General features: G+C 70.1%; 11 protein-coding genes. 2 read left to right on the forward strand and 9 right to left on the reverse strand.

What is annotated here, in order from left to right:
* Window positions 1–123 precede the first annotated feature (123 nt).
* Window positions 124–792 (forward strand): alpha/beta hydrolase, encoded by a 669-nt coding sequence (locus AB0C26_RS32885; RefSeq protein ID WP_360255523.1) that lies wholly within the window; start codon window positions 124–126, stop codon window positions 790–792.
* Here the strand turns inward: AB0C26_RS32885 and AB0C26_RS32890 are convergent.
* Genes AB0C26_RS32890 through AB0C26_RS32905 form a run of 4 tightly spaced genes read right to left on the reverse strand, consistent with a single transcriptional unit; the run spans window position 773 to window position 5,483 of the window.
* A complete protein-coding gene (locus AB0C26_RS32890) occupies window positions 773–1,507 on the reverse strand; it encodes an ABC transporter permease (protein ID WP_360255461.1) in 735 nt (244 codons plus the stop codon). The genes AB0C26_RS32885 and AB0C26_RS32890 overlap by 20 nt on opposite strands.
* Window positions 1,491–2,432, reverse strand: coding sequence for an ABC transporter ATP-binding protein (locus tag AB0C26_RS32895; RefSeq protein ID WP_360255525.1), 942 nt, complete (start codon window positions 2,430–2,432; stop codon window positions 1,491–1,493). The genes AB0C26_RS32890 and AB0C26_RS32895 overlap by 17 nt, the downstream gene beginning before the upstream one ends.
* Before the next feature lie 31 nt (window positions 2,433–2,463).
* A complete protein-coding gene (locus AB0C26_RS32900) occupies window positions 2,464–4,257 on the reverse strand; it encodes a S9 family peptidase (RefSeq protein ID WP_360255463.1) in 1,794 nt (597 codons plus the stop codon).
* Window positions 4,258–4,301: 44 nt separating this feature from the next.
* Window positions 4,302–5,483 (reverse strand): ThiF family adenylyltransferase, encoded by a 1,182-nt coding sequence (locus tag AB0C26_RS32905; RefSeq protein WP_360255465.1) that lies wholly within the window; start codon window positions 5,481–5,483, stop codon window positions 4,302–4,304.
* A 467-nt stretch (window positions 5,484–5,950) separates the two neighbouring features.
* Between AB0C26_RS32905 and AB0C26_RS32910 the strand changes: the two genes are divergently transcribed.
* Window positions 5,951–6,463 carry a DM13 domain-containing protein gene (locus AB0C26_RS32910; protein WP_360255528.1) on the forward strand — a complete coding sequence of 171 codons (513 nt, stop codon included), beginning with the start codon at window positions 5,951–5,953 and terminating at the stop codon, window positions 6,461–6,463.
* A gap of 6 nt (window positions 6,464–6,469) precedes the next feature.
* Here the strand turns inward: AB0C26_RS32910 and AB0C26_RS32915 are convergent, their stop codons facing one another.
* The 5 genes from AB0C26_RS32915 to AB0C26_RS32935 all read right to left on the reverse strand — a co-directional run bounded on the left by AB0C26_RS32915 (window position 6,470) and on the right by AB0C26_RS32935 (window position 14,133).
* Complete coding sequence (locus tag AB0C26_RS32915) at window positions 6,470–7,696, reverse strand: DUF1501 domain-containing protein (RefSeq protein ID WP_360255468.1); 1,227 nt, start codon at window positions 7,694–7,696, stop codon at window positions 6,470–6,472.
* Between the two features lie 19 nt (window positions 7,697–7,715).
* Window positions 7,716–8,981: a DUF1800 domain-containing protein gene (locus AB0C26_RS32920; RefSeq protein WP_360255470.1), complete on the reverse strand. Its 1,266-nt coding sequence runs from the start codon at window positions 8,979–8,981 to the stop codon at window positions 7,716–7,718.
* A gap of 89 nt (window positions 8,982–9,070) precedes the next feature.
* Window positions 9,071–11,248, reverse strand: a complete 2,178-nt coding sequence (locus AB0C26_RS32925) for a DUF3488 and transglutaminase-like domain-containing protein (RefSeq protein WP_360255472.1) — start codon at window positions 11,246–11,248, stop codon at window positions 9,071–9,073.
* Window positions 11,249–11,572: 324 nt separating this feature from the next.
* A complete protein-coding gene (locus AB0C26_RS32930) occupies window positions 11,573–12,727 on the reverse strand; it encodes a DUF58 domain-containing protein (protein WP_360255474.1) in 1,155 nt (384 codons plus the stop codon).
* A gap of 416 nt (window positions 12,728–13,143) precedes the next feature.
* Window positions 13,144–14,133, reverse strand: coding sequence for a MoxR family ATPase (locus tag AB0C26_RS32935; protein ID WP_360255476.1), 990 nt, complete (start codon window positions 14,131–14,133; stop codon window positions 13,144–13,146).
* Window positions 14,134–14,135: the final 2 nt, after the last annotated feature.

The following is a 14,135-nucleotide window of genomic DNA, read 5'->3' on the forward strand; positions in this document are numbered from 1 at the left end:
TTCGATCAACCGTCGCCGATACCACGGCGGCCGACCTCAGCAGCCCCATGGCACTGGCTCCGCTGCGCCGAGCGCATGAACCGCCTCGGCGGCTCATCGAAGGGGTAGGAAGTGTCCTTGTTCGTGGACGAGATCGGGCCGGGCAAGGGGCCCTTCTTGGTGCTGCTTCACGGGGCGGGCGAGAGTCACGTGATGTGGGGCCCACAGCGTGAGGCGCTCAGTGGCCGATTCCAGCTTCTTCTGCCCGACCTTCCGGGATATGGCCGATCGCCCGGACCTTTCTCACTCGACGCAGCGGCCGACGCTCTCCACGCCGTTACCCGCAAACGGCCGGTTCACGTCTGTGGGCTGTCGGCAGGTGCCATGGTCGCGCTGCGCTGGGCCGCTCGCTATCCCGGGGATATCGCCAGCCTGATGCTGTCCGGCGTGCAAGTGCGCCCGCCCCGGCTGATCACGGGCCTGCAGACGGCGATGATGCGCCTGATGCCGACACGCAGCTTCGAGGAGGACGGCGTGACGAAGCCGCAACTGCTGCAGGTGATGGGACAGTTGCGGCGAGCCGACCTTCGATCCGACCTCGGGTTGGTGACAGCGCGGACGCTAGTGACATGTGGCGCCGAGGACAGGTTGAACCTGGTCGCATCGCGGACGGCCGCCGCAGGAATTCCGAATGCCGAACTCAGAATCATTCCGGAGGCAAAGCATCTCTGGAATCAGGATCTTCCCGAGCTGTTCAACCGTACGGTCATCGATTGGGTCCAGGCGCCGCCGGTCACTTCCGCCGGGACATGATGCGTACCGTCACAGCAAGGCATGCTGTGCACCACAGCCCGAGGACCAGGAAAGGCGTAACGCTGAGTCCGTGCGGTGACGCCATCATCGTCTCCCGTGTGGCCTGCGCCATGTACTGGAACGGCAAGAAGAGGTGCAGGTCCTGAAGCCAACCCGGCAGGCGCTCGGCGGGGAAGTCGATCGGGGAGAACATCAGGGCCACGAAGACGATCACCTGGGAGATCAAGCTGCTCACGGTCGGCGGCACCGCGTAGGCGAACGCATATCCGATGGAGATACTGGTAACCGTCACCAGGAGCAGCGCGAGAACGACGAGTGGACTCACGTCCAAGGCGAGATCGAAGCGCAAGGCCGCCACCACGAGCGACAACGCGATGCCGGGCAAGGCGATGAGCAGCCAGATGCTGACGTCCGCCGCCACCAGCGCCAGCCGCGGAACCGGCAGAGTACGGCTGTATTCGAAACTCCCGTCCCGCTTGGAATCGGCCACGACCTGAGGGGCCAGCACCATACCGACTGTGATCAGCCCCAGCGTCGCGGCCCCGGTGGAGAGATACAGGGCCGAGTTGGCGTCCACCTGAGGCAGCAGAAAGGCGAATCCGACGACGATGCCGACCGCGAGGAATGTTTGCACTACGACCATCAGCGGCGCCACGTACTTGAGCCGAATGAGCGTCCATTTCATCAGCAGCGTGTAGCTACGCAACCAGTGCATCCTCGCCTGCCTCCTCGGTCTGCGTGGTCAGCCCGACGTACACGTCCTCGAGACTCACCGGGTTGATGCTGAACTGTTCGATCGCGCCGGCGGCCATCTGAGCCTGCGCCCATGCCGCCGCACGGGCGGCATCCTCTGGTAGAAGACGCAGCGTCATGCGGTGCTCGGCATCGGACGGTGTCACGCTCGCCCACTCTTCGATCTGAAGTGCGGATCCGGTCGAGGGGGTGACCTCCAGGCACAGGCTGTGCGAGATCCCGGCCCGAAGCTCGGCCGGCGTGCCATGAGCAACCACTCGTCCCTGGTCGAGAACCACGGCACGGTCGACGACGCGCTCGGCCTCAGCGACGTTGTGTGTCACAACAAGAACGCCGTGTCCGGAGTCCGCCAGGGATCTGACCTGGTCCCACAGCAGCCGACGCCGGATCGGATCGACATCGTTGGTGGGCTCGTCGAGCAGTACGAGTTGACCGGGTACGACCACTGCCATGCAGAACGCGGTGAGCCGTCGCACGCCACCGGACAGATCGTCGGCGTTGGTCGTGGACCATCTCGCGATGTCCAAGGCGGAAAGCAGCTGCCGCGTCCGGGCGCGAACGGCGGGGCGGCGCCCGCCTCGAAGGCGTCCGATCATCTCGATGGCCTCGGCTGGTGTGACACCACTCAGCGGAGCTTGGGCCTGCAGTTGTGTCGAGCACGCCTGCCTGGCGAAGGCCGGGTCCGCGACCGGATCGCGGCCGGCCAGTTCGATCGCTCCACTTGTCGGCCGGATGAGCCCCACGATCTGGCCGATCAGCGTGGACTTGCCGGCCCCGTTGTGACCCAGCAGGCCAACTACCTCACCCGCCGCCACGCGGAGAGTGATGGCGTCGTTGGCTCGGATCGCGCCGCGGTACGTCTTGGTGAGCTCGACGGTTCGTAACAGCACTGGGATCCCCTGCCGGTCGAAGAGGTGTCTAGCCAACGGCTAGGTGGGTGCGGAGGAATTGACCGGCCGCGGCGTAGAAGCTCGCCACGTTCTCCCGCCGGGCGAAGATGTGCCCGTCGTCGGGAAAGACCAGCCGGTGGCACTCGATGCCCCGCCGGGACAGAGAATCCACGATTCGCTGCGTGGCCGTCACGGGTATCCGCGGGTCCTGAGCGCCGTCGGCGAGCATGACGGGCACCTCGATGCGGTCGGCCTGGGCGATCGGTGACATGCGATGGAGCTCGGCACGATCGGTCGCAGGGTCCCCGATGCGGCGATGAAGGTTCGACCGGGCCCCGTGCCAATGCGGAGGAAGCGTCTCGAGCATGGCGACGAGGTCGGTCGGCGCGGCCTGCGCGATGGCGCATCGAAACGGTTGTTGCGGCGCCGCGACCGCCATCAGAGCCGCATAGCCGCCGTACGACGCGCCCATGACCGCCACACGGTTCGGATCGGCCCAACCCTGCTCGACCGCGTAGGCCACGCCGTCGAGCAGATCATCGTTCATCGCCTTACCCCATTGCCTGTTACCGAGGTTGCGGAAGGCCTTTCCGGCGCCGGTGGATCCACGGAAGTTGACCTGAAGGCAGGCGAAGCCGAGGACAGAACTGATCCATTGAACGACCGGATTGAATTGCCACTCATCACGGCTCCACGGGCCGCCGTGCACCAGAAGTACAGTGGGCTGGGCCGTTCCCGCAGCTCCTGACGGAAGCGTCACGTACCCATTCAGCTCCAAGCCGTCGCGCGCGGCGAAGGTGAAGGGCCGCATCGGCGACATCCGCGCACTTTCCAACTCATCGTTGTGCGCGCCGACGTACCGCAGAGACTTCTCATGACGGTCGTAGCTGAAGTAGCGGATCGGATGTTCCGGCCGGTCGTAGGAGACGATCCAGTATCGATCGGAATCGGAGCGTTGGACGGATACGTTGTCGCCCTGGCGCAGCAGCGTGTCCACATGCGCAGCGATGCCGTTGCCCATGGCCCGGTAGATCGGCCTCTTGCCGCTGTAGACGACGACGTCCGGTGTGAAGCTGCGTGGTTCCAGCCAGACACCGGCGACATCCCGGCCCGGTTCCTCACTGAGCACGCGCAGCCGCCGCGCTGCGACGTCGTATCCGAGCAGCCGAACGTGGTCCGCGCCGACCGAACTGGAGAGGTAGAGCCATCCGCCGGTGCTGTCGAATCCGATGACGTCGGTACAGGTGGCATCATCCGGCTCGAGATCCAGTATCACCTCCATGGGCGCCGTCGCGTGCGGGCGATGCATGATCGTCGCGGATCCGTCGGCGTGGCTGCGGACGCCGCCACGGACAGTGAGATCGCGGTCGACGAGCCATCGAGCGAATCCGGACGGACTATCGATCTTCCAGATGCGACCGGATCGCAGATCACCGACATGCAGGCCGCGAAGCTGCGGGTTGCTTCCCGACAGCGACAGAACCGTGTGATCCGGGTGCCGGGCGTTGTGCTCGACGATCGTCGCCCGTACGCCCTCTCCGAGGGTGAAGCGCAGTTCGTCGCCGGTCTGCGGGTTCACGACATTCAAGCGCCAGATCTCGTCGCCGTCGCCATCCGTCATGTACAGAAGATGCCGGCCGCCGCAGCAGAAGAGGAAATCCTCGATGCGGTCGTCCGTGAACGACGTAACCTGTCGTCGTTTCGATGGATCGCTGACATCTCCGACCCACAGGTTCAGCGCCTCAGCGCCACCGTGGGACAAATAAGCGATCGTTCGCCCGTCCGAGGCGATCCTCAGGTGAGCACGATCCGGACGCCGCATGAGAACGTCCTGAGACAGAGCGGCTATCCGATCGGCCGGGGCAGTCACCGCCCGGCCGTCGCGGCACGCAGGGACGCCGTCACGTCCTCGTACATCGAGAACATGTCGCCGGGATTGCCCGTCCCGCATGTGGGACATTCATCGCCGTACCGCGGCCACTCCCACAGATGCTCCCAACTGCCGGTCTCGTACTCGAGTTCGAGCTGGCGGCCCACCGACAACGCCGGAGCGTGCCCGGTCGTCATCCGAACGGCCTCGGCAACCATGAAAGAGGCCACTGTGGCGATGTGCGGAGCGAAGGCGATGGTCACATCGCCGGTGTCCTGATCCAGGATGGCGGACAGCTGAGACGCGAACAGCGGATCCTTACCCGCGTAGTAGATATGCAGGCAGTCCAGGCAGCCGGACTCCCCAGGGTGGACCGAGAACACACGTCCCCGGCTGACGAAGGATCCGCCACAAACATAGGGCACCCCCTGACTGACGCAGCCGGCGTTCACCCGCCGCTGGGCAACGAACGGCGGCTCATCGATCGCGCAGATGGCGATGTCCGCGCCCCCGACGATGTCGGCCACGTCCCTCGCCGACTCGATCTTCTTCGTGATGGTCGAGACAGCGACGGTCGAGTTGGCCTGACGCATGCGCCGCTGCGCCACATCGGCCTTGAACTGGCCGACGTCCTGTTCGGCGTACATAAGCTGACGGTTCAGGTTGGAGAGCTCGACACGGTCGTAATCGACGGCCACAATCTCCCCGAACCCGGCGGCGACAAGCAAGGGGAGTGCATACGAGCCTCCACCGCCCAGTCCGAAAAGCACGACCTTTGACTCACGGAGCTTCTCCTGAGCCGCCGCGCGAGACTCGGCGATTGTCGCGTAGTGACTGAAATAGTTCACGTTGCCGAGGTATCGGGTGAGGCTCGGATCGGTTTCGTAGGGAGTCGGTTCGGCGCCTTCGAGCAGGCCCCGACCGGCGAGCTGCCGAATTGCCTCGAGCATGTCGGCGTCGGTCAACTGCGGGAATCTCTGCCGCATCTGCTCCAGTACGGCGGCGATGGTCCGGTCGCCGCCGAGCAGGTCAACGAGCGCTCGCATCTGACCATGGGGATCGTCGATGTCGACGGTGATGCCACGCTGCGCCCCGATTCTGAACAGCCGATCGGTGACTGAATAGACTGGATAAATCGGCTTGACGCGAAGCTTCGCGTCAAGGGCGATGGGCTCCATGAAATCTCCTTCAAGGATGACTGAGGGCCCGGCGAATGCCGGGCCCTCAAATTTGCGACTTCATGTCTTCGATGCGGAAGCCGGGGGCCGGCCCCCACACCGCGAAATCGCTGGTGCTGCTTTCTTCATCGCCAGACGGCTCAGAAGACGGCCCACTTGACGCCGAAGTCCGGCTCGTCGTTCGTGATGATGGTGTACGTCATTGTTGTCACCCCCGCTCGGAAAGAAGGCGGCAGATTCCGATTTCTTCTCGGTGAGATGCGGTTCCTGCCGTCGTGAGAAAAGCTTCGCAAGCGGGGCTACCAAGGCCCTAACTCGAATTGATTAGGGCTCTACCACGGGAGACGCCTGATGTACCGGTCCGTAAGAGAACGGTAAGCGCCGAGGCCTGGCCCGGACGGCCGTTGTCGGGTTGGCTCGAAGCTGTGATCCGCAGACGGCTCTCGAAGCCCTTCACCTGGACCGTCATAGCGCTGTTCGGCATCGGCGGCGCCGGGGCCCTGTACTGGTTCCAGCCGTGGCGGCTGTTCACCGACACGACCGTGACCGACACGCTGTCTGTCGAGGCTTCCGCCGCCCCGCCCACCGCCGCCCCGCCCACCGCGGCGTCCGCACCCGTGCCCGTACCGGCGGCGACGGTGCTCAAGCAAGGCACCTTCGTCACTCACGAGCACGACACCACCGGCACCGCCCGGGTGGTGCGCACCGCGGACGGCCGCCACCAACTCGAGCTGATCGGCCTCGACACCTCCGACGGGCCCGATCTGCGGGTGTGGTTGTCCGACCGGGCGGTACGCACGGGCGCGGACGGCTGGCGCGTCTTCGACGACGGCGCCTACGCGGAACTGGGACGGCTCAAGGGCAATCACGGCGACCAGGTCTACCGTCTGCCCGCCACCGTCGACCCGAACGACTTCCGCAGCGTCAGCATCTGGTGCAAACGCTTCTCCGTGTCGTTCGGCGCGGCCGCCCTGGCCTGAACGCGATCAGGTCAACACGCCGGTGAGGTGCCCGGTCCAGCCGTCCAGGATGCGCTGCGAATCGGCGCCGAGCACGCCGTCCAGCAGGGTGGCGTACACATCGCGGAAGTCCACCGTGTACTTCAGGTCGCCGTCGTCGAGGTCGGTGAGGCTGGGCGGCTCGCCGTGCAGGCCGCCGCGGACGCCGTCGCCGAGCAGGAAGACGTCGGAGGCGGTGCCGTGGTCGGTGCCGTCGGAGGCGTTGGCGTGGACCCGGCGGCCGAACTCGGAGTAGACCGCGACCACGACCCCCTTGCCGGCCATCCGCCGTGTGAAGGCGGCCAGGGGCTCGTCGAGCTTGGCCAGCTGCGCCTGCTGCGCGTCCTTGCCGTCGGCGTGCAGGTCGAACCCGCCCATCGACACCGAGTAGACGCGCGTCGCCGCTCCGGCCTCGACCGACCGGGCGACCAGCGCCAGCTGCTGGTCCAGCGGTGGGGCGGCGCCGCCGGTGGCCGTGGCCGGCGGGTCACCGTCGTCGGCGTCCACCTCGGCCGTGCCCTCGCGAATCTGTTTCATGAGGTCCTGTACGCGCATCAGGTCGGCGAAGCAGGAAGCGGCGCGGGCCTGAGCCGGCGACTCGCCGGGCACGGGAAGGCCGAGTTCGGACACCACGGACGGGGCCACGCCGCCCGGCAGGGACAGCACCCCACCCGGCACCGTCGCGCCGGCCGAGGTGGCGCCGGCCAGCAGTGGGGGCAGCACCGGCTCGAACGACACGGCCAGGCGCGGGTCACCGCCCGCCGTGTCCAGCCAGCGGCCCAGCCAGCCGGTGGTGCCGGGACGGCCGGGCTGCGCGCTCTGCCAGATGTCCATCGACTGGAAGTGGCTGCGGTTGGGCTTCGGGTAGCCGACGCCTCGTACCACCGCCAGCCGGCCGTCGTGGTAGAGCTGGTGCAGGCCCCGCAGGCCGGGGTTGAGGGCGAAGCCGTCCTCGAGCGGCAACAGGGCTTCCGGCTCGTACGTCATGCCGGGCCGCGCCGCGGCGTAGGCCGGATCCCCGTACGGGATGACGGTGTTGAGCCCGTCGTTGCCGCCGTAGAGCGTGATCAGGACGAGGGTGCCGGCCCCCGGATCGCGGTCGCCGGCGGTGGCGAGGAGGTCGCGCAGTCCGAAGGCGGTGGCCCCCGCGGCCATGGCGGCGCCGCCGGTGACACCGCTGGCGACGAGGAACCGGCGCCGGGTGATGCTGTCCATGTCCGTGCTCTCCTGACGCTCAGTGGACGGCGTACTCGGGGCTGGCCAGCCCCAGCGCGAGCAGCCGGCGCGGATCCTTGACGCCGCTCAGCGCGGCCCGGGTGCGGTCGGACCAGCCATCCACGACCAGTAGCGAGGCCAGCGCCTCGACGCGGTCGGTGCCGGTGAGACGTTCCACCGCCGCCGGGGTCAGCGCGACGAGCAGCTGACCGGCCTTGAGCCGGGCCATGGCCGACGAGGTGGTGAGCCACGCCATGCCCGCCGGCCAGCCGCCCACCGACGGCGGCGACATCGGCACCTGGCCCAGCGCCCGCAGCACGCCGATCAGGCGCTGCTGTTCGGCGGTCTCCAGCTCACCGACGCGCAGGCCGAGCTGCCGTATCGCGCCGATCAGCCATTCGACCGGCTGTTTGACCAGCGTGCCGGCGGTGGCCGGGAACTCGGGGGCGCGGCACACCGCCTCGAGCAGCGCGGTCGTGTTGCGCCCGGCGGCCGCGACCGAGGACGGCACGGGTGCGGTGTCCGAGGCGTAGCGGGACCAGAGCCTCCCGGCCAGATACGGCACGTGCGCCGGGTGGCGGACCAGGGCATCGGCGTACGAGTCGAGGTCGAACGTCCCGGTCCGGCCGAGCAGGGTGACGGGCCGGTCGTCGTGCCGCTTCGCCGTCAGGCGCGCGGCGCCGGTGGCCCGGTCGACCTGCCAGCCGGTCAGCACCCGGGCCGCGGCCTTCACGTCCGCCTCCGAGTACGCCCCCACGCCGAGCGTGAACAGCTCCATGACTTCGCGGGCGAGATTCTCGTTGGGGGCTTTACGCGTGTTCCGCTGCCCGTCCAGCCAGACGATCAGGGCGGGATCGCGCAGCATCGCCCGGACCAGCGGCCCGGTGTCCCCGGCGCCGTACCGTCGCAGGGTCGCCTGCTGGCCCAGCATCAGCTGGGCCGAGCGCACCTTGCGGACGCTGGTGGCCCAGTGCCCGTGCCAGAAGAACGTCAGCTTCTCGGCCGCACCGCCGCCGGCGAGCCGGCCCAGCCACCAGCGGACCGCTGTCGCGACCTGATCGCGCTGCTGCTTGCGGGCCTCCTGCCGCTGCTCACGCGTGGCCCCGGTGGCCAGTTTCGCCACCGGGTCGGCGCCCAGGCCGACGGCGGTCATGGCGGCGGCCGGGCGCAGCAGGGACGCCAGCGTGGCGTCGAGCCCGGCCCGCATGGCCGCGTCCACTTCGGCCGCCGTGGGGCCGAACGTCAGCCGGCGGAGCAGATGCGACATCTGACGACGGTCGTTCATGGCGCCGACGCTAGGCAGCCGTTGTAAGCGTCCGGTAAAGACCCGATCTGGCTTTCGTCAGCGCGTCCGGGGCCGGCCCGGGATCGCCGTCATCTCCGGCGGCTCCAGCGCAACGGGCCGGGATGGACGGTCCACCAGAGGCGTCGCCACCAGGACCGGCGTGCCCGCAGAGCGTCGACGTAGGCGACGGCCTGACCGCCGGCCCGGGCCGCTTGACCGTCGTCGGCTGATCCGGGGGCGAAGCCCACCGTGTTGATGCCGGCAACCAGGTCGCCGAGCGGCGGCAGCCCGGCATCACTTTCGGCGTACGCGGCGGCTTCCGTCGCCGCCAGATGTGGCGGCACCGGGCGGCCGGCCAGGCGGAGCGCGTCCGTGAACTCCGACCAGGCGCCCGTGATCCGGTCGTCCGGAGTGCCGGCGCTCAGGCGCCGCCGGCGCAGTGACTGCCGCATCAGCACGATCGCGCCGGCCGCGGCGGCCAGCAGGAGCAGCACCGAGCCGGAGGCTCCCCCGGCGACCACCGCGGCCGACGGGCCGGGGCCGGGCGGCGCCGCCATGACGGTCGGCGGGGCCGAGCTGGGCGGCGTCTCGGACGGCGCCGACGGCGGGGCGGGCGGTGTCGTCGGCGGGGCGGGCTTCGGCCGGAAGTCCTCCTCGACCGGCCGCGGGTCCTTGCTCTTGGGCATCGGGTCGAACGCCACCCAGCCCAGGCGATCGAACAGCACTTCCGGCCAGGCGATCGCATTGCCCGCGCTGACCGTGCCGCCCGCGGCCGGCGCGTCGAAGCCGACCACCACCCGGCTCGGCAGCCCGGTGATCCGGGCCAGCAACGCGAACGACGCCGCGAACTGCTCCGACGTGCCGGCCTGCCCACCCTGCTGACGCGGCCCGAAGAGGAAGAACTTGAGATTGGGGTACGCGTGTCCGCTCGGCGCGTCGGCGACCCGCCGATAGTGCTCGGCGATGAACTCCTGGATCGCCATGGCCCGGTCGTACGCGGCCCCGTTGTCCTGGGCGAGCTCGTCGGCCAGCCGCTGAATCTCGTCGGGCACGCCGGCCCCGACGGTCAAATAGCGCGCGACCGCGTCCCCCGAGGGCGTCTCGGCCGTGGGCAACAGGTTGAGGTCGGGCGTCTGCAGCTCCGACGTGACCGAATACGTCAACCCGGGGCTGAGCCGGTCGGGCCCGATCAGCGTCCCGGTCGCCGCGTCGAAGGCGACCCGCGCCCCCGCAACCTCGGTCGGCGTCGGCACGACCGGCAGCAGCCGCCCCGCGAGCCCGTCGATCGTGACGTCCTGGCGCACCCGGGCCACAGTGGTGTCGGGCGGCCGCTGCAGAACCGGAAGCACCCGCCCGGCATTGCGGTAGGTCGCGCCGACTCGCCACGTCACGCCGTCATAGTCGGGCAACACGGCCAACCGCAGCCGTACGACCTTGCCCTTGGCCCCGGCAGCGGGCGACACCTTGAGCAGCGGATCGCGCGGCCGCAGAGCCCACCCGGAGATCCGGTTGAGCGGACTCTCGTCGAGGCTGTCCACCTGCGGCGGCTCGACATAGCGACGCGGATCGACCGGCGTGGCACCCACCCGCCCGCCGATCCACGGCCCGACGGCCGCGATGAGCCCGAGAACGATCACCAGGGCGGCCGCCGCGCTTACCCGCACCCGAACGCCCCGAACCGCCTCCACGGTGGGCTGGCCGACGGCCCGGGCACTGGCGGCCAGCGCACCCACGGCAAGCCCCGCGAAGACAAGCGTCGTCCAGCGCGCCGTGTCCGCGTTCGGCCCGACCACGTAGAGCGCCCCCGCATACAGCGCCGTAGCCGGCAGCAGCCCCAGAAGCACCCGCCCGGCCCGCACCGCGATCTCGGTCCCCGCCAGTCCCGCCAGCCAAGCCGCAATCACCGGCACAACCACGGTGTCCGGCGTGGCCTCCACCGGAATCAGCGCCGTGAGCAGCCGCGGAATCCCGTTCACGAGCGAGTCGCGGGCAATCTCGGTCAGCGTTCCCGCCGTCTCCGCCCGATCCGCCGAGATTTTCAAGGCGAGAACGGTGTACGCCGCCAGCAGCACCGCCGAAAGCGGCGCCACCACCCAGTTGGGCAGCCGCCGAGCCGCCAGCCCGACCCCCACCGACCCGGCCGCCGCCCCCGCCACGAGCTGAGTGAGCAGCGCCCCCGCGAAGATCCGCCCCAACACCACCCCGGACAGAGCAACCATCCCCGCCAGCGCCAGAGCCACCACCCCAGCCCGAACCCACCTAGTCATGCCCGCGCCTCGCCCGCACCCCCGCCGGCCCGCGCCGCGCCGCCTCACCCCGGATCCCCGCCGGCCCTCGCCGCGCCGCCTCACCCCGGGTCCCCGTCAGCCCTCGCCGCAACCTCCAGCCCCATACCGCCGCCGCTCCTCGCCGCGCCTCCTCACGCAGTGCCCCCGCCCGCCCTCGCCGCCGCGCCTCGCCCCGTGACCCCGGCAGCGCTCCCCGCGCCCCCGCCGCTCCGCGCCACGCCGCCCCGCCCCGAACCTCCGCCAGTCCTCGCCGACGCGCCTCGACCCCTGGCCCGATTTGCGCGCTTTCGCGGATGCCGTGGTTCACCATCCGCGGACTCCGTCCCAGGCGGCCGCGAACTCGGCGCCGTCGGCCGCGTCGATGACGATCAGGCCGTCGCCGGCGGAGACCGGCGCGCCGTCCCGGTCGCCGAGGAGCCCGGCCAGCACCACGGCGTACGGACCCCGCAAGCCACTCACCGCGCCCAGGTCGCCGCGCCCACCCGGACCGGTCAGAAAGATCAGCGTGTCCCCGAGCCGCCGGGAGCGCATCCGCCGCAGCGTCGCCGCCAGGTCGCCCGCGCGAAGCGTCGCCTCGGTCAGCACGTCCAGGTAGGCCCCGGTCGCCACCTCACTCACCAGATGCAGACTGACCGGCAGATCCTCCCGGACCGCGGCCGCCACGATCGACGCCGCCGCCTCGCACGCCGCCTCGAACGACTCGGCCACCCCGTCGCGCACCTCCGGATGCGCCACCGCCCGATCGTCGAGCAACACCACGATCGCCGGCTCGGACGTGTCCAGCTGCTCGCGCACCATCAGCTCGCCCACTTTGGCGCTGCTGCGCCAGTGCACCCGCCGCATCTCGTCCCCGATGACGTACTCACGCAACGTGTCAAACGTGATCGTCCCCTGCGGCACCTTGTCGATGCGCCCGTCCAAACTGCGCGCCATCCCCGCCGGCACCGCCCGCAGCAGATGAATCCGGGGATGGACCCAGACATGAGCGATTCCCCCGTACGTCCGGGAAAGTGTCACCAGCGCAAGCGGATCCCCCCGGGTGACCCGCAACGGCCCGACCGGCACCACCCCCCGCCGACTGGTCGGCACCGCATAGTCGACGGTGGTGTCCCGCCCCGGCCGCAGCCGCAGAAGCGGCACCGGCACAGCCCCACCACCACAACGGTCGCTGGCGACCAGGTTCGCCGCCCGCATCCGGCTCGTGTTGCGCACGGTCAACGTCATCCGCGCCGGCTCACCCCGAGCCACCCGATCCGGATCGGCCACCCGCTCCACCCCGAGCCGAGGCCGCCACAGCGCGAACCCCACGGCACAGACCAGCGCCACCACAGCCGCCGCCCCAAGAAGAGCCAGATCCGGATACCCGTAGCGGAACCCGACCGCGATCAGCCCCGCCCCCGCCACCACCAGCCCGGCACCCCGCCCGGTGACCCCCGTCCGGCGCCATCGCCGCAGCACCGCATCACCGACACCGCTCCCGCTACCGCCGCTCACACGGCCGCCGTCCCCACTACCGCCGACGCCGCTCCCACCACTGCCACCGCTCGCACTATCGCCGGCGCCACTCCCGCCACTGCCACCGCTCGCACGGCCACCGGCGCCATTGCCGCCGCTCGCACGGCCGCCGACACCACTCCCGCCGCTCGCAAGAATGCCGCCGCCATCGGCGCCGTGCCCGCCCCTGCCGCCGCCCGTACCGCGGCCGCCGCTGCGACTGGCTTCGTTTGACCTGTCGGCCGCGGTAGGAGCGGCATCCTTTCGCGCGGCGTTCTCTCGCACGGCATCCCTCTGAGCCGGGGGATCGGCGGGGCCGCCGCCGGTCGGCGGAGCGCTGCCGACCGGCAGCGGCGGCTCACCGGCGGCGGGGGCGCTGGTCACGCCCCGGCCGCGACGCGGTTGCTGTCCGGCAGCGGCACCGGCACCGACCGGACCGCGTCGTCGAGCACCTCGGCCGCGGTCACCCCGCGCAGCTGCGCGTCGGCCGACAGCAGCACGCGATGCGCGAAGACCGGCCCGAGCAGCGTCTTGAGATCTTCCGGCAGTACGTATCCCCGCCCGTGGATCAGCGCGTACGCGCACGCCGCCCGGGTCAGCGCGATCACCCCACGCGGGCTGACCCCGACGCGAACTTGAGGGTGGTTGCGCGTTGCGGTGGCCAGTCTCACCGCGTACGTGTAAAGCGGCTCCGCGATGTGCACATGCGTCGCCATGCGCACCATCTCGCCGATGGTGGCCGTGTCGGTGACCGGCTCGAGCGTGTCGGGCGATCGCAACGCCGCCCCGCGCAGCACTTCCACCTCGACCTCTTCGCTCGGATAACCCACTGACAGCTTCACCAGGAACCGGTCGAGCTGCGCCTCCGGCAGCCGGTACGTCCCGTCCATCTCCACCGGGTTCTGCGTAGCCACCACCAGGAACGGCTGCGGCACCGGATGCGGCACCCCGTCCACGGTGACCCGCCGCTCCTCCATCACCTCGAGCAGCGACGACTGCGTCTTCGGCGACGCCCGGTTGATCTCGTCCGCGATCACGATGTTGGCGAACACCGGCCCCGGATGGAACTCGAACCCCCGGCTGGCCTGGTTGAAGATCGTCACCCCGGACACGTCGGACGGCAGCAGGTCGGGCGTGAACTGGATGCGCCGCCACTGCCCCTGCACCGACGCCGCCAGCGCCCGGGCCAGCGTGGTCTTGCCGACCCCGGGCACGTCCTCGAGCAGGACGTGTCCTTGGGCGAACAGCGCGGTCAGGGCCAGCTCGACCACGTCGGGTTTGCCCAGCACGACCGCGCCGATCCGTTCGGCCAGCGCGGCCGCCACCTGGGCGAAGCCCTGGACGTGCTGCGGCGGAAGGGGTTCGCTCACTG

Source organism: Actinoplanes sp. NPDC048796 (assembly GCF_040650035.1).
GTDB lineage: Bacteria > Actinomycetota > Actinomycetes > Mycobacteriales > Micromonosporaceae > Actinoplanes.